Origin of the sequence: Idiomarina rhizosphaerae, from assembly GCF_024159085.1 — a bacterium.
GTDB classification, from domain to species: Bacteria; Pseudomonadota; Gammaproteobacteria; order Enterobacterales; family Alteromonadaceae; genus Idiomarina; species Idiomarina rhizosphaerae.
This window is the reverse complement of record NZ_JAMZDE010000008.1, coordinates 629,689-649,602: the sequence shown is the minus strand read 5'-3', so window position 1 is coordinate 649,602 and position 19,914 is coordinate 629,689. Positions and strand designations below refer to the sequence as shown.

Sequence of the window (19,914 nt, the reverse complement as noted above, 5' to 3'; positions counted from 1 at the left end):
GATTAAAAGTCCTCCTGTTCACGCATACGCAGCTTAGGATCATTAACAATCTCTGTAAGCACCGAATTCAGTAATTGTTTGAATTGACGTTCTAAAGTTGCCTGGGCTGGTTTCAGACCACCTGTGGAGTTATAGGTTCCGGAATAAAAGTTGCTATAGCGACGATTTCCCCGGGTGGCCTCAACACGAATGGTAATGCTGTGCTCGAGTTCGTATTTTACGGTATGAAGAGTTGCGTCAATTAGTGCTTTTTCGATGGTGACGTACCATGTCAGACCGTTTTCATCATAAGCGCCTGTAACTGGCTGTAAAGCCTCTTCAACAACCGAGGTTAAGGGTCTCAAAGTAGGCGCGAAAGCTGCTTTGTCCTCTTCTTTTTTATGGCGATATAAATAAGAGTAAGAGCGTTTATCCGTGACTTTTAATTGGTTTACCTTGGTGTTTAGTTTATCAACAACAGTGTCAGCGCTAATGATCAATGGATCAGGCTGGCTCTGGCAAGCACTGATAATAAGCAATAAACTGGCGGCAAATAGTGTTCGGAACATAGGAGTTATCCTTTTTTATGGCGGTCATTCACCTGACGTCGATTCGTGCTATCATACGGTGAAACCGTATTGTCATAAAATACCTTACCATTATGACGATACTAGCCGACAGAAGTAAAAGGTTTTACCGTGACTAAATTTGCTGAAATTACCGGTTGGGGAAAATGTCTGCCACCGGCTGTAATGACCAATGATGATCTTGCCACTTTCCTGGAAACCTCCGACGAGTGGATTGTTTCGCGAACGGGTATTTCCGAACGTCGAGTAAGCCATGTTGGTACATCTGAGTTGGCGACGGTTGCTGCGCGTAATGCTCTGGCAGCTGCCGACTTAGATCCCAATGAACTGGACCTCATCATTGTCGGTACTTGTACTGCAGATGAACTTATCCCCAACGTTGCTTCTAAAGTACAGCAAAATATTGGTTCAAAACATGCGGCAGCCTTTGACCTAAACGCAGCTTGCAGCAGCTTTTTATATGCAATGCACGTTGCGACTCAAGGCATAAAAACCGGCGCACATAAAAAGGTTTTGCTGATAGGTGCTGAGCGTTTAACCCGCATTCTGGATTGGACCAAACGCGAAAGCGCTGTTTTATTTGGCGATGGCGCGGGTGCTATGGTACTTGAAGCGTCAGATGAAGAAGTTGGCTTGCTAGCCAGCCATATCAGTTGTGATGCCGATGCCCGCGATGTGTTGAGCCTGAATTTTGGATCAAGTTTTGACCGCTTTAATTTTGACGGCATTATGCAATTTGATTTTGTTGGCCAGGAAATATTTAAACGAGCAGTGAAGGGCATGAGCGCTGCTGTTGAAAAAGTTTTTCAGGAAACCGGCATGACCACCGATGATATCGACGCCCTTATTCCACACCAGGCGAATAAACGGTTAATCGATTTCTTAGGTAAAATGTGCAAAGTGCCGAGCGAGAAAACCGTTATTAATATTCAGAATTATGGAAATACGTCCTCAGCGACACTGCCTATTGCCTTTGCTGAAGCTGCTGACAACGGTATTATCAAGCCTGGCGACAGCATTATGTCAGCCGTGTTTGGTGGTGGACTCACGTGCGGTGCCGGATTGATTAAATGGGGGCAGAGAGTCACGCCCAAACGTCCTAATCAAATGGAACTTCCGGCTGGCGATAAGAGCGCGCTGGAACTGATTGTGCCAATGCACGAAGCGACTAAAAAGGCCTGGAAAAATCGCGGTCAGTAATAATTGACGGGAGACAGACTTTGAATACTGAAGAGCTCGTACAAGTTTCGCAAGATAACGGTGTTGTTCGCATACGTCTGAACCGACCAGCAAAGAAGAATGCCTTCACTCAGGACATGTACACAAGATGTAATGAAGCATTGAAGGCTGCAGACAACGACAGTTCAGTTCACGCAGTACTTTTTGAGTCCAGCGGTGACAGCTTTTCTGCCGGTAACGATTTAAATGACTTCTTAACAATTGAAAACTTAGACGAATCGGCACCACCGTTTCAGTTTTTGCATACCCTGGCGCGAGCTGAGATACCTATAGTTGCCGCAGTAAATGGATTAGCTATAGGCATAGGTACTACGCTTTTACTGCATTGCGATATTGTTTACAGCAGTGACGACGCAGTATTTGCGTTGCCATTTGTGCAGCTTGGGTTATTGCCTGAAGCTGCCTCAAGTTTGTTGTTACCGCAAATTTGTGGTTACCAAAAAGCGGCAGAGCTGTTATTGCTCGGTGAAAGTTTTGACGCGCAGTCGGCTCAGCAGGCCGGGTTTGTTAACCATGTGGTTTCGCTTGAGCGTTTGCCTGTTGTGGTTGAAGAAACTCTGGATAAACTGCGTAAACAATCCAGCAAGTCATTACGAATTTCCAAGCATTTATTAAAGCAGCCGACGGAGTCAGTAGCTGATCGCATTAGTCGTGAAGCGACGTTTTTTGCGAAAGCGTTAAGTTCAGATGAAGCTCGTCAGGCAATTGCTGCAAAGCTGCAGAAAAAGTAAGCAAAAGGTAAACTGTGGGTTGTTTCAGCCGGGCAACTGGTTCATAATGCAGCCCGCTTTGAACAAAGCGTTTATGGTGACTCTGCGGGTCCCCTCGCAACGCTAACTGGTGAACCCGGTCAGGCCCGGAAGGGAGCAGCCGTAGTCAGGGATGTGTGTGCCGAGGTGTGGCTGGTAGAGTCGCCACCCAATCTTTCTTAATCGCCGTCAGGGCGTTTTCTTCCTTTTAAAAACTCCAGCGCTTCCGCTATTGCTTTGTGCACCTGCATTTCCATGTCCAGCCGCTTAGATGGTGGTAAAAAGAAAGCCATATCAACTTCGTGACGAATATAACGTGGCGGCAACTGGTTAAGTACCAGGCAACTAAGATCAGCAAGAAACTCCTGACTGTGTTGTTTTTCCAGTTCCAGTTCTTCTATCCGGTCAGCAACTAAACGCTCGTAATAATTGTGAATATCATCGTCAAACTTCATACCTTTATCCTTCTGTTAGCTCACTTTCAGTATAGACATAATAACTGGCTCTTAATAGCTGAGCATGAGCTCTGACCAAACGAGGCAAATTGCGTTGATACCCTCCGCCGATGACAGCAGCCAGAGGAATCCCATGTCGTTTGGCAAAGCGCAGTACAGAAAGGTCTCTTTGAAAAATACCCGCCAGACTAATATTCAGATGCCCCAATTCGTCCCGTTGATAAATGTCGACTCCGGCATCGTAAAGAATAAGATCGGGTTTAATTTCGCGACTGATGAGCGCAAGGGTATTATTAAGAGCAATTAAGTATTCTTTGTCAGAGGTATGTTTAGCTAAAGGAATATCCAGATTAGAGCTAGCTTTGGAAAATGGAAAATTGCGTTCCCCGTGTATTGAGCAGGTAAACACCCTATTATCATTTTCGAAGAGCGTGGCGGTTCCGTCGCCTTGATGAACATCGGTATCCAGTACCACTATTTTTAGCTTTGGGTGGCGAACTAGTATTTCATTGCAGGCTATCGCTAAATCGTTGAGCAAGCAAAAACCACTGCCCCAGTCTTTGTGGGCATGGTGGTAGCCGCCGGAGAAGTGTATGGCAATTCCCTTCGTTAGTGCCATCTCAGTCGTCAGCAGTGTGCCGCCAGCGGAGGTGAGGGTTCGGTACAATAGCTGTTCTGACCAGGGAAATCCTATGCGCCGCCAACTGCCTTTATCCATGCTGTTCTGTCGTAACTGAGACAGATAGCCCGGACAGTGTGTTCGTGCTACCTGTTCCCAGCTAAGTGGCTCAGGTTGATACCATTGATTATTGGTTGCTCCGTGTTTAACCGCCCAGTCTTTTAGTAGGCGGTATTTCTCTATTGGGTAACGGTGTCTGGGAGGTAAATCTAGTTCACTGTATAAAGGTGAGTAGATAAAAGGAACGTCAACCTTCTTCATAACGGCTAATCTTTTTCTCCAGAGTATCAATGGCCATTTGGCAGCGGTTAAGGCGTTGCTGCGCGCTTTGAATCATGGTTGGGTTATTACCCGCAACAGCCGTATCCAAGTTTTCTGTCAGTCGTCTTTCGTAGTCACGATAAGTCACTAATTGTTGATGCATCTGCTGCAGTTGATTTTGCGCAGTAATGCGATGATCTTGCTGTTGTTTAGGTGGTCTATTAGTCCGGAAAGCTGTATTTAATGCTTCTAGCTGCAGACTGAGTTTTTCCGCAAGGTAACGTTGAGCATGATGGTTGTCGCTTTTCTGAAGCTGTCGAAAAAGGTTTTGGGTCTCTGCAACGTAATCGACAGCCAGGTTAGAACTTTGGCTAAACAGCGACGAACTAAACCAATTTTCGCTAAGCTGGCGATGTTTCTTTCTATTTTCCCCATCAATTTGCTCAGCTCGCCCCTGTAAAGTGTTGAGCAGCTGTTCAATATGTTGTATTGAGGTTACATTTAATATCTCTCTCATCCCTCTATATTAAAGGATTTTGAAACTTAGGTCACGAAATTGGGTCTACCATTGAATATAGGCTAATAAATTATTTGTTTAAAAAACGTTGAAATTGAAATGTCAGTGTTGTTCGTCGATCAAAAAGTGATACTATTCAGGGAGGAGTAATATTCCAAGTTAGGTATACATGTACCAAAACTGGGAGTATGAAATGAGTTGACGACAGGATGTCGTCCGAGAAAATATCTGGAAATTACGAGAGTCCAGAACCGTGTTCTGCACGGGGTACAAAGCGACAGCTATAGCGCGGTTGACTCAGTTTACTTGGTTGACAGCGTATAGCCATCGTGGGAGTATCTTTTAGTATTGCTGCTTTTTTTGGCAATAATAATAAAGTGTAGAACGAAATCTTTTCGTCATTCAAACAACTGGTGTTTCACGCCTTAGGCGTTGAAGCGGAAGTTAAGTCAAATTGGTTGGGAACTATGACCAAAGTAATCAAAAGAACCAAACTCGCTGCAACCCTTATGGGTGTGATGGCGTTTGCTGGCACCGGCGTTGCCGCTGCACAGCAAGTAGATGTAGCTAAGCTACAAAACGAAGAGCAGAAGGTTTTGAAAGCCGGCGAACAGTCGCAAAATAAAATCAACTCTTTGTTCGAGCAAAGCCAGGACCTTCTTATCGAGTATCGTTCAGTGGTTGCTGAGTACGAGAACTTGAAAGTCTATAATGACCATGTGCAACGTTTGGTTAATGACCAAAACGCAACGCTTGAGTCTCTTCAAAAGCAGATCGACGGAATCGAGCGCACCAAACAGGGCGTTGTTCCTTTGATGTATGAAATGATCGACTCACTTGAACAGTTTGTGAAATTGGACATTCCAATTCACCGTGAAAAGCGTATGGCGCGTGTTGAACGTTTACGCGACATCATGGATAGCTCAAGCGTCTCTACATCAGAGCAGTTTCGTCAAATCATCGAAGCTTATCAAACCGAAATGGACTACGGTTCAGGTTTGATCTCGTATCAGGGCAACCTGGAAATTGACGGTGAACAAATTGCTGTTGATTATTTCCACATGGGTCGTGTTGCATTCTTAGCTCAGTCTCTGGACTTGAAAAATGCTTGGATCTACAACAACGAAACCGATGAGTGGACTGCTTTGGAAGACGAGTTTATCCGTCCTCTGACCCAAGCGATTCGTATGTCACGTAAGCAACTTGCTTACGATCTGGTGAAACTTCCAGTATTCGCAGCGGAGAGTGCAGAATGAATAAATTAGTTAAATCGTTAATGATTGCAGCAGCAGTCACCCTTTCTGCAGGTACGACTCTCGCTGCTCAGGCTCAGGATCAATCTGAAGCTAAAAGTTTAGATGAGCTGTTGCAGCTTGTTGAAAAAAACCGTGTTTCTTCTCGTGAACTGAATGCTGAACGTGAGCGTGAATTCACTGCTGCTCGTGCCGATAAGCAAGCATTGCTGAATCGTGCGGAACAGCAATTAGAAGAAGAAAAGGCTCGTGGTAAACGTTTGCAGGAAGAGTTTTCTGAAAACGAAGTTGAACTGGCGAACAAAGAACAAGAACTTGAGAATGCTAAAGGCACCTTAGGTGAAATGTTCGGTGTTGTTCGTGGTGCTGCGACAGAAACTATCGGTCGTATTGCTACTTCTATCATCAGTGCACAGTACCCTGGACGTGAAGACGTTCTGGAAAGCTTGTCAGAAGCAAAAGAACTTCCAACTTTGGAAGAACTTGAAGAGCTTTGGAAAGCGTTGTTAACTGAAATGGTAGAGTCAGGTAAAGTTGTTAAATTCAATACTGACGTAACCTTACTCGACGGTGGTAGTGAAAACCGTGAAGTATTGCGTGTTGGTGTTTTCAACTTGATTCAGGGCGATAACTACTTAGTCTACAACGACGCGACTGAACAGGTACAACCATTAGGTCGTCAACCTGAAGGTAGCGCAACTGGACAAGCACAAGAGTTCTACAATACAGAAAGTGGTTATGAAGGTGTTTACTTAGATCCTTCTAAAGGTCAAATTCTTAGCTTGTTAGTTGGCAAAAAGACACTTGAAGAGTTTTATCATCAGGGTGACACTGTCGGTTATGTTATTACTGCAGTATTAATTCTTGGTCTGTTAATTTCTGTATTCAAACTGGTTACTTTAACAACTGCGGCAGGAAAAATCCGCTCTCAGTTGAAGAACCCTGATCAACCTAAAGACAACAACGCATTAGGTCGTATTCTTAAGGTTTATCAAGAGAATAAGAATGCAGACGTTGAAAACTTAGAGTTGAAACTGGACGAAGCGATTTTACGTGAAACCCCGAGAGTCGAAAGTGGCATTAACGTCATTAAGATCCTTGCGGCTATTGCTCCATTGCTTGGTCTGTTAGGTACAGTTGTTGGTATGATTGGTACGTTCCAGTCTATTACACTGTTTGGTACCGGTGATCCGAAGATCATGGCAGGCGATATCTCTATGGCGTTGGTAACAACAGCTATGGGTCTGATTGCTGCTATTCCATTGATTTTGGCTCACAGTATTGTGGCTTCTCGCGGCAAGTCTATTGTTCATATTCTGGACGAGCAAGCAGCGGGTATCGTAGCTGCGCATTCGGAGAAGGAGTAACCCATGCTTTACCTGATGGAACTTTGGGAATCTATCAGGGATTTTCTGGCTACCGGTGGCGATGTCCTGTACATCGTCATGGGGGTGCTCTTTCTAATGTGGGTACTGATGATTGAGCGTTATTGGTACCTTACAGGTGCTTTCCCCAAACTTCGCAATGAGATTATAGCGAAATGGGATGCCCGTAAGGACACCACCTCATGGTACGCCCATAGAATCCGTGAAGCATGGATTTCCGAAGCGAACGATAAACTGAATGCACGTATTCTGTTGATAAAAACTTGTGTTGCCTTATGTCCACTAGTTGGGCTGCTGGGTACCGTAACAGGTATGATTTCGGTGTTTGAAATCATGGCAGTACAAGGGACGGGTAACCCTCGTCTAATGGCGTCGGGTATCTCGATGGCAACAATCCCGACTATGGCGGGAATGGTAGCTGCGTTATCCGGTATGTTTTTCGCAACACGCCTTGAAAGTAAAGTGCGTAGAGCGAAAGAAGGCCTTGTTGACAGTTTGCCACATCACTAAGAGAGTAAAACTATGGCACGTAATCGTAATCGAGAAGAGGAAGATGCGTCGATCGACATGACGCCGATGCTCGACATCGTCTTCATTATGTTGATCTTCTTTATCGTAACGACCTCATTCGTCAAAGAAGCGGGTATTCAGGTTAATAAGCCTGAAGCCAGTAATACGACCAAGGAACCTTCAGCTAACATCTTTATCGCTATCCGCGAAACGGGTGAAGTCTGGATGGATAAACGTCAAGTGGATGTTGAGCGTGTAGGCGCTAACATTGAACGTATGCTTGCCGAGCAACCAACCGATGTTGTTGTTATCCAGGCTGACAAGAAAGCTGAACATGGTGTCGTTGTAGAAGTCATGGATCAGGTTAAGGAAGCGGGTATCGATAAGATATCCATAGCTGCGGAGAATAACTAATATGGTGCGCTTTTTAGTATCTTTACTACTAGGTGCCGCCGTTACGTTTGCTCTGTTTGCTTTCATGGCTTACTTAATCGGCGGAGGAGCACAGCGCAACGAAGCGCCGGCTCCGACGCCCGTTATTGACATCGTAACGTCGCCACCTGAGTCTGACGTTCAGGAGCGTCGGCGTACGCCGCCGCCGCCACCGCCGCCGCCGGAGCAGCCACCAGAAACACCACAGTCTGAGCCTGATACATCAGACAGTGGTATGAACATGAACATGGGTTTTGATGTTGATGTTGGTGGGGCTGATACCGGACTTTCAGGTCCTGGTGGAGGTTTAAGTTCTGACGGTGACGCAACACCTATTGTTCGTATTGAACCGCGTTATCCGCCTTCAGCCGCAAGAAACGGCACCGAAGGATGGGTACAGTTGCGCTTCACTATCGACCAGCAAGGTGGTGTAACTGACGTTGAAGTTATCGATTCTGAACCTCGTCGAGTTTTCGACCGTGAGGCACGACGCGCGTTATTGCGTTGGAAATATAAGCCCAAGGTCATTGATGGTAAGCCTGTTCGTCAGGAAGGCATGACCGTCCAGCTCGACTTCACAATGAGTGGGGACTAAGAAATGAAATATACAGTTAAAACATTTGTTAGTGCCCTGGTTTTTGCTTCGGTTATGTCGATGACAACGGTCCAGGCTTCGGCACAGGACCTTGGCTTCAACATCCCGGACAAAGAGACCGTTGAGGCGCAGAAGAAGGCTCGTGACAATAAGGCTGCTTCGCAGAGTATTGGCCGGGCAATCATGGATGCGTTTGAACTGTATGAAGAAGAGAAAATCAAAGAAGCGATAGCGGTTCTTGAAGATCAAGACCCTGAGCCCGGTTACGACTCTGCGTATCTGGATCGTTTTCTTGGTAATCTTTATGCAGCAGATGAGCGCATGGCTGATGCTTTAAAAGTCTTGAAAAACGCGGTGGATCAGGACGTGCTCGGTTGGAACGACCAAGCGGCGGCTATGAAGCTGGTAGGGCAAATTAGTCTGCAAGAAGAGAAGTACGAGCAGAGCCTTGAATACCTTAGAAAATGGGTTCAATTTACAGGCGAACGCGACGCTCAGGTTTTCTTGTACATGGCTAATGCGCATTATCAGATGAAGAACTTCGCTGAAATCATTCCTTTAGCCGAAGCGTCTTTAGAAGCAGCTGAAAAACCTGACAAGAATGTCTACACGTTAATGATGGCCTCTTACTACGAGCGTAAGATGTACCCTCAGGCGATAGAAGTTCTTGAAGAAGGTTTGAATAAATTGCCCGAAGTCACCCAATGGTGGCCGCAGTTAGCGCAGTTTTATATGTTAGAAGAAAACTTAGCTAAATCTCTTCAAACTATGGAAATTGCGTATTTGGCCGGATATCTGGATAAAGAGAATCAATATAAAATGTTGGTTCAGCTTTATGATAATGAAGGTATTCCGTACAAAGCTGCTGCGACTATGGAAAAGCACGTAGAAGCGGGTGATATCGAAAAGACTGCGAAGAACTTTGCGACTATCGCTAATAGTTATCACCGCGCTAAAGAACTTGAGAAAGCCGTTTCCTGGTATGAGCGCGCAGCTGAGTCTGCTGAAGAACGTGATGACAAAGGTGAGTACTACCGCAAGCAAGGTAATTTGATGCTGTTAAATGAGCAGTATATTGCGGCAGCGACACCTTTGAAGAAAGCTCTGGACTATTTAGAGCGTGATGACGAAGGTCGTGTCTACATGTCGTTAGCAGAAGCGTATTTTTATGGTGGTGACTATCGCCAGGCTATGCGTTATGTTGATGAAGCTGCAACCTTCGATGGTCAACGTCGCAGTGCTCGTAGCTGGAAGGGTTATATTAAGTCTACAGCTAAGCGAAAAGGTATCGATCTCGATTAATCTCTTTTCGTTTTTATAACTGCGTAATAAAACCCGGCCACAGTGTCGGGTTTTTGTTTTCTGGGGAGAAGAACATGAGGTCTCATTCGGTCGGTCTAGGCTTAAGAAACGAGTTGCTCGAGGCTGCTTTAGCTGGTGATATTGATGCGGATTTTCTTGAGATAGCCCCTGAGAACTGGATACCTTTTAAAGGTTCTCGTTTGGAAAAACTCGGCAAAATAGCCGGGAGATATCAACTGACCTGCCATGGGTTATCGCTTTCTATTGGCAGCCAGGACTCGTTGAACCAAAACTTTCTGAAAGATGTGAAACGCTTTTTGACCGAATTTGATATTGAAATTTACAGTGAGCATTTAAGCTATTGTTCTCATAATGGCCAGTTATACGATTTACTGCCTATTCCTTTTACAACCGATGCCGTTGCCTATGTTAGCGAGAGGATTAAGGAAGTACAGGATAGGTTAGGGCAAGCTTTAATATTGGAAAACGTTTCTTATTACGCCAGCCCTTCGCCGCAGCTCACTGAGTTAGAGTTTATTAATCAGGTGCTTGAGGCCGGAGACTGCAAGCTTTTGCTGGATGTGAACAATGTCTTTGTTAACAGCGTAAATCACAGTTATGACCCTTATGAGTTCATCGACGGCCTGCCTTCTGAACGAATTGTCTACGGACACATAGCGGGGCATCATGAAGAATACGACGACCTTTATATTGATACTCATGGTGCCAGCGTAAAAGACGAAGTTTTCCAGCTTCTGGATTATGCTTATGGACGGCACGGCGTTTACCCTACTTTGTTGGAAAGAGACTTTAACTTCCCTTCGCTGGAAGAGTTAAACCAGGAATTGAATAGAATAAAGGCGATACAGGCTCGCCATGAGTAAAATAACTTTTAAAGAAATTCAAAATCGCTTCGTTGAACAGTTAAAAGCGCCGGAAAAGTTCGTAGACGAGCCTTGGCTGGATGAGATAGAAGCGCGGCGCCTGGCTGTTTATCAGCGATTGTTGCGCAATAATATCTTTCGCTTTATTGATAGTGCATTCCCTGTACTTAAAAAGCTGACAGCGGAAAAGCAATGGGCAGAAACCAAGGAACGGTTCTTTCGTACCTTTTCTTCTCAGTCACCATATTTTACTGGTATTGCCGCAAGTTTTGTTGAATATCTGCAGTCTCATGAAGAGTTGTTTATCTTTGCGGCTGAACTGGCTCACTACGAATGGGCAGAGCTGGCGGTAGAGCAAAAGCCGTGGCCTGAAAATTATATTCGTCCGGAAGAGGCGCTTGAGAGGGACTCTCTGATTGCACTTAACCCGACGGCTATCGTCTCGTCATATCAGTACCCCGTTGATGAAATAAGCACTGAGTTTCAACCTCAGGAGCCCTTGGCAGAACCGCGTTTTTTGATCGTATTTCGCGACAACAACGATAAGGTTCGCTTTATTCGCATTAATGCGATGACTTTTTTACTATTAACAGAGCTACAAAATAGAGATAGTATTCAACTAAATAGCTTACTTGAGCTTTTACCCGAATTACTCCCTCAATGGCCCAGAGAGCAGTTACAGCAAGGGGCTGAACAGACTTTAAACAGGCTTGCCGGGCAGCAATTAATATTGAAGGTAAAGAATTGAATTCAACTTTTATCGTTGTCGAGGATCGAGTATGATCAGCTCCGATTTCATCAAGAGGTAAAAGTTATGTCATCAGAAACCTTTAAAGAACCGGCAGGCAAACGATTTTTGCTTATTACGGCAGTGTTGTTTTTATTCTGGGCCTGTTTACCGCTGGTTCTGCGTTTAACACAAATTCTTTCTTCTTAAATACATCCTCATTAACTATCAGGTAAGCGACATTTATGTCAGTCACTTTGCTCGTTGTCGAGGATAAAGACAAAACGCTTGAGTCTATTTGCCAAACGATAAAGCCACTTGGCTTCGAGATTACTGTAGCCAGGGATGGTTTAGATGGCTTAAGTAAAGCAAAACAGGCCTATTTTGATATTGTTTTACTTGACCATAAAATGCCGGTTATGGACGGTTTGTCTTTACTGAAAAACCTGCGTGACCTAGATGCCTATCACCGCACTCCTTTGTTATTTATGTCAACTCAGGACTTGGTAGAGATAGAGCCAAAGGCATTAAAAGCCGGTGCGACTCAATGTCTGGCTAAACCTTTAAACGAGGATTTTCTGTTGGATACGCTAAAATCCTGGGCGGTGCGTTTTGTCGCATAATGATGAGACTAAGATTATGGAATCAGCCACGGTGGATATAAGAAACTCTATCGGTTCCATTCCGGACTACCCTAAGCCAGGTATTATTTTCCGGGATATAACGCCTTTACTGCAAAACCCGGATGCGTTCAGATTAACCATTAATACGTTAAAGCAACGCTATGCTGAGCAGGGCATAACGCAAATTGCTGCCGTTGAAGCCCGTGGCTTTATTTTTGGTTCCGCATTAGCCTATGCCATGGGTTGTGGAGTCACTTTGTTAAGAAAACCCGGGAAGTTACCCGGCAAAGTGACACGCCAGAATTACGAGTTAGAGTACGGCTCAGACGAATTGCAAATGCATGAAAACGCTTTGACCGAAAACGATCGGGTGCTGATTGTCGATGATTTACTGGCTACCGGCGGAACGGTGATTGCTGCAAGTCAATTGATTAAGTCCTCTGGCGCAGACGTTGTTGAAGCCGCTTTTGTGGTCTCTTTACCTGAGCTTGGTGGTGAAGATAAATTGCAGCAGGCTGGCGTTGCGTGCTATACCTTATGTCAGTTTTAACGAAACAGAGTTAATAATCCATCCTATGAGTTATCAGGTACTGGCAAGAAAATGGCGACCTTCGCAATTTGCAGAAGTTGTCGGCCAACAACATGTTCTGAAGCCGCTTGAGCACGCGTTAGACAAGCAGCGGCTTCATCATGCTTATCTGTTTACCGGTACTCGCGGAGTGGGCAAAACCACCATTGCACGAATTCTCGCTAAAGCACTAAATTGCGAAGAAGGTATTACCGCGACGCCGTGTGGTAAATGCAGTGCCTGCCTTGAAATAGAGCAGGGACGGTTTGTTGACTTGCTGGAAATTGACGCTGCATCAAGAACCAAAGTTGAAGACACCCGCGAGTTACTTGATAACGTCCAATATCGACCCACCCGTGGTCGCTATAAAGTGTATTTAATTGATGAAGTGCACATGCTGTCACGACACAGTTTTAATGCGCTGCTGAAAACTCTGGAAGAACCACCGGAGCACGTAAAGTTCCTGCTGGCGACAACCGATCCGCAGAAGCTACCGGTCACCATTTTATCGCGTTGTCTGCAGTTTAATTTAAAGGCCTTGTCGAACGACGATATTACGCAGCAGCTTAGCTATGTTTTATCGCAGGAACAGGTTCAGGCTGACCCCGAAGCGCTGCCACTGTTAGCTCGTTCTGCCCGTGGCAGTATGCGCGATGCGCTTAGCTTAACCGATCAGGCTATTGCCCAAGGTAGCGGCTCGGTTAGTATCGACAGTGTCAGACGTATGCTCGGCAACGTACCCGTGGCCGATATTGCAGCATTACTGGAGTGTGTTCTCGAAGGGGATGCAGAAGCCGTAATGCAGCGTGTGGACAGCATGGTATCCATGGTACCGGACTTGAGTTCAGTTCTGGTTGAGCTACAGAGCTTATTACATCAGTTGGCGTTGGTTCAGCAAGTACCCAGTGCCGCTAACGTGTTCGAAAACAGCGATGTTGTGAAACCATTATTACGACGTATGCCGGCTGAACTTATTCAGGTTTTCTATCGCACGGTTCTGGAAGGTCGCCGCGAGCAGGCTTACGCTATAGACGCACGTAGCGGACTTGAAATGACTTTATTGCGGTTGCTGTGTTTCCGCCCGGCAGAAAAGGGCGATTACAACATTTCAGAACCGGACTCGTCTGCTGTTGATATGCCTGAGTCAAAGCTAAATGCTCCTGCTCCAGAAGTGACTGAACCTGAGCCTGAAACCGAAGTAACACCGCAGGCAGAACCAGAGCCGCAGCCTGAAGCTGAGCTCTCAGAGCCTATGCAACCGTCTTATAGTGAGCATGAAGAGCCTCCTGAATTTAATTACCCGGAACCGGATGATGACGCAGGCTTTTATCATAATGATGCGCCTCCGTATCATATGGAAGAAGCCGCTAAGTCGGAGTCAGCACCTGAGCAAACAGCAGAACCAGCGCCAGCGCCAGAGCCGGCGACGCAGAGTAGTTCTGGCGTAGCCGATCTTTTACGCGTGCGAGAGCAACTGGCTGAAAAAAAAAATCCAGACAATAGCAACAAAACATTAAACAGCCGGGCAGAGAACAGCTCGCCGATGCCATTAACTGTTCCGACAAAAGCCGAACCAGAAGCTCAACCCGCGCATCAGCCGGAATCAAAAGACGAATTAAACGAAGAACTGGGTAGCGAAACCAATCTAGAACCAAGTGCAGAACCAAGTGTAGAGCCAACTACAGAGTCAAATACTGACTCGGCGGCGGTACCAATGGCTGAATTTAATCAAGATACCAGTAACTATGAGTTGCCTGAGTTAAATGACGATATCCGCGAAGCCGCCGAAGTTGATAAATGGAGTGCGATGATAGCGGGCATGGACATTTCCGGGCTGGCTCGTCAGGTGTTGTTAAACTCCGAACTGCAAAAGCTCGGCGACGACGACTGGCTGATTCTGGTGGCTGAAGAACAGAAAAGTTTATTGAACGAATCGACCAGTCAGGCCGTCAGAGAGTCTTTGGCCGGGCTATTAGGGGCTACCGCAAGGGTAGAGTTTAAAGTTGGCGTGCCGAGCCAGCCAACCCCTTTAATGGTGCAACAACATATCAATGAATACCGTCACCAGCGCGCATGTGAAATATTACACGGAGACGCCGGCGTACAGGACTTACAACAAAGGTTTCAAGCGCAAATTGATGAGTCATCAATTCAGGCGCGTTAATTTTTTAAAAGCTTAAACGAGGAAGAAAATTATGTTTAAAGGTGGAATGGGTAACATGATGAAGCAGGCGCAACAAATGCAGGAGCGCATGCAAAAAGCCCAGGAAGAAGTCGCCAATATGGAAGTTACCGGTGAAGCCGGCGCAGGCCTGGTGAAAATTACCATGCTGGGTAACCACAACGTAAAGCGCGTAAGCATTGATCCTAGCTTAATGGAAGACGACCAGGAAATGCTGGAAGACTTAATTGCTGCAGCGACCAACGATGCTGTGCGTCGCGTTGAAGAGACCAGCAAAGAGCGTATGTCTGAAATAACCGGCGGTATGGGTTTACCTCCGGGCTTTAAAATGCCTTTCTAAGTCGTAAGGTCAGTTAATGAGTATCAGTCCGGCAATCGATCAACTGGTCGAGAATTTAAAACGCCTACCGGGTGTTGGCCAAAAGTCAGCACAGCGTATGGCGTTTCATTTGCTTGAGCGCGATCGCGGTGGAGCCTCAAGGCTTGCCGAGTCTTTGCAGTCGGCGGTGGAAAAAGTAGGCCACTGCGAGTGTTGCCGGACTTTAACCGAAGAACCCTTGTGCCGCATTTGCAGTAACCCTATACGGCGCGAAAACGGTGTGCTTTGCATTGTTGAAACGCCCGCCGACGTATTAGCCATTGAACAGACTTCTCAATTTCAGGGGCGTTATTTTGTGTTGATGGGGCATTTGTCTCCGCTCGATGGCATTGGTCCGGCGGACATTGGTCTGGATGAGCTGGAGCGGCAACTGCAGAGCGAGCCGGTGGAAGAAATTGTGCTGGCAACTAACCCGACAGTGGAAGGGGATGCTACCGCGCACTATATTGCCGACATTGCCGCGCAATTGAATATCAACACCACTCGAATTGCTCACGGGGTGCCAGTAGGCGGTGAGTTAGGTTATGTCGATCAAACCACACTGGGTCACGCCTTCAGTGGCCGAAAACAATTTTCCCGATGACTTGAAAATGTCTCCTGCGCCCCCATTGTTATTGCCATAGGTAATAACAGCAGGAGAAATATACTATGGCGGAAGCCGGTCAAATGGAAAAACATGGATTTCAGACAGAAGTAAAACAATTGCTTCACCTGATGATTCATTCTTTGTATTCCAATAAAGAAATTTTCTTACGCGAATTGGTCTCTAATGCGTCCGACGCAGCAGATAAACTGCGTTTTAAGGCCTTAAGCGACAACTCTCTGTACGGTGATGACAGTGACCTGCACGTTCGTGTTTCTGTTGATAAAGACAGCCGCACCATTACCATCAGCGACAACGGCGTTGGTATGACGCGCGACGACGTGATGAATAACTTAGGGACCATTGCCAAGTCAGGCACGGCTGAGTTCTTCGGTCAGCTGTCCGGCGACGAAGCAAAAGACAGCAAGCTTATCGGCCAGTTTGGTGTTGGCTTCTATTCAGCCTTTATTGTTGCCGATGAAGTTACCGTAAGAACCCGTTCAGCATTAGATAAAGACGCTCGCGGAGTTGAATGGCGCTCGCAAGGTGAAGGCGATTTCGAAATTGCTGACATTGATAAAGCCCGTCGCGGCACCGATATTATTTTGCACCTGAAAGACGATGCCGATGAGTTTTTAGATGAAAACCGTCTGCGTGGCATTATCAACAAATATTCAGAGCACCTGAGTATTCCGGTTCAGATGTGGAAAGAACCGGTACCTGAGTCAGAAGACGACGAAGGCAACAAAGTGGAAGGGCAGCCCGGCGAATGGGAAACCGTAAACTCAGGCCAGGCACTCTGGACTCGTGAGAAGTCAGACATTACTGACGATGAATACAAAGAGTTTTACAAAACGGTAGCACACGACTTTGATGAACCACTGTTGTGGAGCCACAACAAAGTTGAAGGCACAACCGAATACACTAACTTGCTGTACATTCCAAAACGCGCTCCGTGGGACTTATGGAACCGCGAACAACAGCACGGCGTTAAACTTTATGTGAAGCGTGTCTTCATTATGGACGACGCTGAGCAGTTAATGCCAACTTACCTGCGTTTTGTGCGTGGTTTGGTTGACTCAAATGACTTACCGCTGAACGTTTCGCGTGAAATTTTGCAGGACAATAAAATCACCCGTGCGATGCGTAATGGCAGTACCAAAAAAGTACTGCAAATGCTGAAAAAGCTGGCAAAAGACGACAAAGAGCAGTATCAACAGTTCTGGGATACTTTTGGCAATGTGCTGAAAGAAGGTCCGGCGGAAGATCACACTAACCGTGAGCGTATTGCCGAGCTGCTGCGTTTTGCTTCAACGCATAACGACGGCGCAGTGCAGTCAGTCAGCCTGGACGACTACATTGAGCGAATGAAAGAAGGTCAGGATAAAATCTTCTACATTGTTGCTGACAGCTACGAAGCCGCCAGAAATAACCCTGCGCTGGAAATCTTTAACAAGAAAGGCATTGAAGTGTTGCTGCTTTCAGAGCGCATTGATGAATGGCTAATGAGCCACCTGACTGAATTTAAAGAGAAACAGTTACAGTCAGTGACTCGTGGTGACCTAGACTTAGGTGAACTGGACGACGAAGAAGACAAGGCTGAGCAGGAAAAAGCCGAAGAAGCCTTTAAAGAAAACCTGGAACGCTTTGAAAAAGCTTTAGGTGACAAAGTGAAGAAGGTCCGTGTGACTAACCGCTTAACTAACTCGCCAGCCTGCATCATTACCGACGATAATGATATGAGCACGCAAATGGCTAAGCTGATGGAAGCGGCTGGTCAGACGGTTCCTGAAACGAAGTACATCTTTGAAGTAAACCCTGAGCACCCCTTAGTTCAGCGCATGCTGACCAAAGAGGATGATACCTTCAAAGAATGGGCTGAAGTTTTATTGGATCAGGCCACTTTAGCGGAGCGGGGCAACTTGAAAGATCCGGCTTCCTTCGTTACCCGTCTTAATAAATTAATGCTTAACGCTTAATTTCATACCAACCGCTGTGGGTAAGTCATTGCCTGCAGCGGCTTTCTGCGCTTGTAATAGCCCGCCTGTCAGGGTAAAGTTCGGGGCAGACTTTTGAATCATGCAAAGAGGTTTTCTATGCGCATTATTTTGTTAGGCGCCCCGGGAGCTGGAAAAGGAACTCAGGCACAATTCCTGATGAATACTTTTGGGATCCCTCAAATTTCCACCGGTGATATGCTGCGTTCAGCAATAAAGTCCGGGTCGGAACTGGGTAAAAAGGCCAAACAAGTTATGGATGCCGGACAGTTAGTGTCGGACGACATCATTATCGAATTGGTCAAAGAACGAATTGCAGAGCCAGACTGCCAGAATGGTTTTTTACTTGACGGCTTTCCAAGAACCATTCCGCAAGCCGATGCGATGCGCGATAACGGTATTGAAATTGATTACGTGTTGGAATTTGATGTTCCGGACGAAATTATTGTTGATCGCATGAGTGGTCGCCGTGTCCACCCTGGTTCCGGTCGTGTTTATCATGTTGAGCACAATCCACCGAAAGTGGAAGGCAAAGATGACGAAACGGGTGAAGATCTGGTTGTTCGCCCGGATGATCAGGAGCAGACGGTTCGAAAGCGTCTTTCGGTTTACCACGAGCAGACGGAACCTTTGGTAGAGTATTATCAAAAGCTGTCTAAAGAAGGTAAGACGGAGTATCACAAAATTGATGGTACGCAACCTGTTGAAAGAGTCAGTGAGCAGCTGGGCGATTTGCTCAGAAAGTAATTTTTTACTAAAAGGCTCACATGGTGAGCCTTTTTTAATGAAGCCAGGCCCCAACGAATAAAAAGAGGCATTCCAATGACATCTCAACTAACAATAACCGGCTTTTATGCGGGCATTTTAACGCTTATTTATCTTGTTTTGGCTGTGAACATTATCCGCTTGCGCTGGAAACACCGGGTAGGTTTGGGCACCGGTGAAGCGGAAGAGCTCAACGTCGCAGTGCGTATCCACGGTAACTTTATTGAGTATGTGCCTCTGGCGCTTATTCTGTTTGCTATGATTGAAGTACAATACGCTCCGCTTGCTCTGCTCCATGGGCTGGGTATTGCGTTAATCGTTGCTCGTTTATGTCACGCTATTGGATTAACCCGCAGTGTTGGCGTGAGTTTGCCCCGCACCATTGGGGTATTAACGACTTTTGCCGTTTTATTGTTAGCTGCTGGCTTTGGTATCGGTCAGTTTATTGGTGTCAGTTTATTATAAAGTGAAGCTATGTCTGAATTAGAATCAGGTATCCATCTGTATGGCGAACAGCAAAACCCTCCGGTTGTTTTGTTGCACAGCTCGCAGAGCGCCAGTACTCAATGGCGGGCGTTAATAAAAGAATTAGCCAGCACTCACTTTGTTATTGCGGTTGATTTACTGGGCTATGGGCAGGCGCCTAACGTCGAGTTTACGGCAAATTTTCGACTGGAGCAGGAACTGCCTCGTATTATTAGCGCGGTTGAGCAACTTGCGTTATCCAGGCCTGTGCAATTGGTTGGTCACTCCTATGGCGGCGCTGTTGCATTAAAACTGGCGTTGGAAAAACCATTTAAAATTGCCGATGTGGTTGTCTACGAACCTGTTGCCTTTCACGTATTACCGGACGATTCTCCCGGAATGCTGGAAATACAGGAGATCAGTCACGCTATGCATGGTAAAGACGCAGTCGAATGCACTCGCACCTTTGTCGATTACTGGAATGACGCCGGGTATTTTGATGCTTTGCCTGAACGCATTCAGCAAATTATGGTTAGTCAGGCTGCCAAAGTGGCTCTGGACTTCGACGCCTTGCTTAACGAACCCCGACGCCTGGAAGACTACAGCGGGGTAGAGCAAAGCGTTCTGCTGCTGCAGGGCGAACACACTCGTCGTAGTGCAAAAGCTGTCGCAGAGGCTTTATCGACGATACTTCCCAATGTCCAGCGAGACTCCGTTGGAGCGGGGCATATGGGGCCTTTGACTCATCCGGCTGATGTGAATCAGCGTATCCTGCAATTTTTGCGTAAGCAATCCTAA

At 46.3% G+C, this 19,914-nt stretch carries 24 protein-coding genes and 1 other RNA gene; 21 read left to right on the top strand and 4 right to left on the bottom strand.

The window, feature by feature from the left end; genetic code table 11:
• Window positions 1-2: 2 nt before the first annotated feature.
• On the bottom strand, window positions 3-548 hold the full coding sequence (locus tag NJR55_RS13535) for a YajG family lipoprotein (protein WP_253620415.1): 546 nt from the start codon (window positions 546-548) through the stop codon (window positions 3-5).
• Between the two features lie 129 nt (window positions 549-677).
• Here NJR55_RS13535 and NJR55_RS13530 point away from each other — a divergent pair, with 129 nt between their 5' ends.
• The 3 genes from NJR55_RS13530 (at window position 678) to ffs (ending at window position 2,716) form a co-directional block, all read left to right on the top strand.
• The gene (locus NJR55_RS13530) at window positions 678-1,766 is read left to right on the top strand and encodes a ketoacyl-ACP synthase III (protein ID WP_253620414.1); all 1,089 of its coding nucleotides are present in this window, start codon (window positions 678-680) and stop codon (window positions 1,764-1,766) included.
• A gap of 20 nt (window positions 1,767-1,786) precedes the next feature.
• The gene (locus NJR55_RS13525) at window positions 1,787-2,536 is read left to right on the top strand and encodes an enoyl-CoA hydratase (protein WP_253620413.1); all 750 of its coding nucleotides are present in this window, start codon (window positions 1,787-1,789) and stop codon (window positions 2,534-2,536) included.
• Window positions 2,537-2,619: 83 nt separating this feature from the next.
• An RNA gene (gene ffs, locus NJR55_RS13520) (signal recognition particle sRNA small type) lies at window positions 2,620-2,716 on the top strand.
• A gap of 17 nt (window positions 2,717-2,733) precedes the next feature.
• On the opposite strand, the gene NJR55_RS13515 is transcribed toward ffs, so the two are convergent.
• From NJR55_RS13515 to NJR55_RS13505, 3 genes are read right to left on the bottom strand one after another with little or no spacing between them, the layout of a single operon-like run.
• Window positions 2,734-3,009, bottom strand: coding sequence for a late competence development ComFB family protein (locus NJR55_RS13515; protein WP_011235094.1), 276 nt, complete (start codon window positions 3,007-3,009; stop codon window positions 2,734-2,736).
• A 4-nt stretch (window positions 3,010-3,013) separates the two neighbouring features.
• Complete coding sequence (locus NJR55_RS13510; protein WP_253620412.1) at window positions 3,014-3,949, bottom strand: histone deacetylase family protein; 936 nt, start codon at window positions 3,947-3,949, stop codon at window positions 3,014-3,016.
• Window positions 3,936-4,466 (bottom strand): primosomal replication protein, encoded by a 531-nt coding sequence (locus NJR55_RS13505; RefSeq protein ID WP_253620411.1) that lies wholly within the window; start codon window positions 4,464-4,466, stop codon window positions 3,936-3,938. Before NJR55_RS13505 ends, NJR55_RS13510 begins: the two co-directional genes overlap by 14 nt.
• Window positions 4,467-4,933: 467 nt before the next feature.
• Here NJR55_RS13505 and NJR55_RS13500 point away from each other — a divergent pair, with 467 nt between their 5' ends.
• From NJR55_RS13500 to NJR55_RS13420, 18 genes are all read left to right on the top strand, one after another.
• A complete protein-coding gene (locus NJR55_RS13500) occupies window positions 4,934-5,722 on the top strand; it encodes a DUF3450 domain-containing protein (RefSeq protein WP_253620410.1) in 789 nt (262 codons plus the stop codon).
• Window positions 5,719-7,086, top strand: a complete 1,368-nt coding sequence (locus NJR55_RS13495; protein WP_253620409.1) for a MotA/TolQ/ExbB proton channel family protein — start codon at window positions 5,719-5,721, stop codon at window positions 7,084-7,086. Before NJR55_RS13500 ends, NJR55_RS13495 begins: the two co-directional genes overlap by 4 nt.
• Before the next feature lie 3 nt (window positions 7,087-7,089).
• Complete coding sequence (locus NJR55_RS13490) at window positions 7,090-7,614, top strand: MotA/TolQ/ExbB proton channel family protein (protein WP_253620408.1); 525 nt, start codon at window positions 7,090-7,092, stop codon at window positions 7,612-7,614.
• A gap of 12 nt (window positions 7,615-7,626) precedes the next feature.
• Window positions 7,627-8,028, top strand: a complete 402-nt coding sequence (locus NJR55_RS13485) for an ExbD/TolR family protein (protein ID WP_199493857.1) — start codon at window positions 7,627-7,629, stop codon at window positions 8,026-8,028.
• A gap of 1 nt (window position 8,029) precedes the next feature.
• Window positions 8,030-8,641, top strand: coding sequence for an energy transducer TonB (locus NJR55_RS13480; RefSeq protein WP_253620407.1), 612 nt, complete (start codon window positions 8,030-8,032; stop codon window positions 8,639-8,641).
• A gap of 3 nt (window positions 8,642-8,644) precedes the next feature.
• Window positions 8,645-9,943: a tetratricopeptide repeat protein gene (locus NJR55_RS13475; RefSeq protein WP_253620406.1), complete on the top strand. Its 1,299-nt coding sequence runs from the start codon at window positions 8,645-8,647 to the stop codon at window positions 9,941-9,943.
• Window positions 9,944-10,017: 74 nt separating this feature from the next.
• Window positions 10,018-10,827 carry an HvfB family MNIO-type RiPP peptide maturase gene (locus NJR55_RS13470; RefSeq protein WP_253620405.1) on the top strand — a complete coding sequence of 270 codons (810 nt, stop codon included), beginning with the start codon at window positions 10,018-10,020 and terminating at the stop codon, window positions 10,825-10,827.
• Window positions 10,820-11,575, top strand: a complete 756-nt coding sequence (locus tag NJR55_RS13465; protein WP_253620404.1) for an HvfC family RiPP maturation protein — start codon at window positions 10,820-10,822, stop codon at window positions 11,573-11,575. The genes NJR55_RS13470 and NJR55_RS13465 overlap by 8 nt, the downstream gene beginning before the upstream one ends.
• 66 nt (window positions 11,576-11,641) lie before the next feature.
• Window positions 11,642-11,764: a hypothetical protein gene (locus tag NJR55_RS13745; protein ID WP_255801606.1), complete on the top strand. Its 123-nt coding sequence runs from the start codon at window positions 11,642-11,644 to the stop codon at window positions 11,762-11,764.
• A 35-nt stretch (window positions 11,765-11,799) separates the two neighbouring features.
• Window positions 11,800-12,177, top strand: a complete 378-nt coding sequence (locus NJR55_RS13460; protein ID WP_253620403.1) for a response regulator — start codon at window positions 11,800-11,802, stop codon at window positions 12,175-12,177.
• A 16-nt stretch (window positions 12,178-12,193) separates the two neighbouring features.
• The gene (locus NJR55_RS13455) at window positions 12,194-12,727 is read left to right on the top strand and encodes an adenine phosphoribosyltransferase (protein ID WP_253620402.1); all 534 of its coding nucleotides are present in this window, start codon (window positions 12,194-12,196) and stop codon (window positions 12,725-12,727) included.
• 25 nt (window positions 12,728-12,752) lie between these two features.
• On the top strand, window positions 12,753-14,909 hold the full coding sequence (gene dnaX, locus NJR55_RS13450) for a DNA polymerase III subunit gamma/tau (protein WP_253620401.1): 2,157 nt from the start codon (window positions 12,753-12,755) through the stop codon (window positions 14,907-14,909).
• A gap of 31 nt (window positions 14,910-14,940) precedes the next feature.
• The gene (locus NJR55_RS13445) at window positions 14,941-15,267 is read left to right on the top strand and encodes a YbaB/EbfC family nucleoid-associated protein (protein ID WP_034823014.1); all 327 of its coding nucleotides are present in this window, start codon (window positions 14,941-14,943) and stop codon (window positions 15,265-15,267) included.
• 16 nt (window positions 15,268-15,283) lie between these two features.
• Complete coding sequence (gene recR, locus NJR55_RS13440) at window positions 15,284-15,889, top strand: recombination mediator RecR (RefSeq protein ID WP_253620400.1); 606 nt, start codon at window positions 15,284-15,286, stop codon at window positions 15,887-15,889.
• Between the two features lie 65 nt (window positions 15,890-15,954).
• Entirely contained in the window at window positions 15,955-17,868 is a 1,914-nt protein-coding gene (htpG, locus tag NJR55_RS13435; RefSeq protein WP_253620399.1) for a molecular chaperone HtpG, read from the top strand.
• Between the two features lie 117 nt (window positions 17,869-17,985).
• Window positions 17,986-18,633: an adenylate kinase gene (gene adk / locus NJR55_RS13430; protein ID WP_253620398.1), complete on the top strand. Its 648-nt coding sequence runs from the start codon at window positions 17,986-17,988 to the stop codon at window positions 18,631-18,633.
• A gap of 75 nt (window positions 18,634-18,708) precedes the next feature.
• Window positions 18,709-19,116: an MAPEG family protein gene (locus NJR55_RS13425; RefSeq protein ID WP_253620397.1), complete on the top strand. Its 408-nt coding sequence runs from the start codon at window positions 18,709-18,711 to the stop codon at window positions 19,114-19,116.
• A gap of 9 nt (window positions 19,117-19,125) precedes the next feature.
• On the top strand, window positions 19,126-19,914 hold the full coding sequence (locus NJR55_RS13420; protein WP_253620396.1) for an alpha/beta fold hydrolase: 789 nt from the start codon (window positions 19,126-19,128) through the stop codon (window positions 19,912-19,914).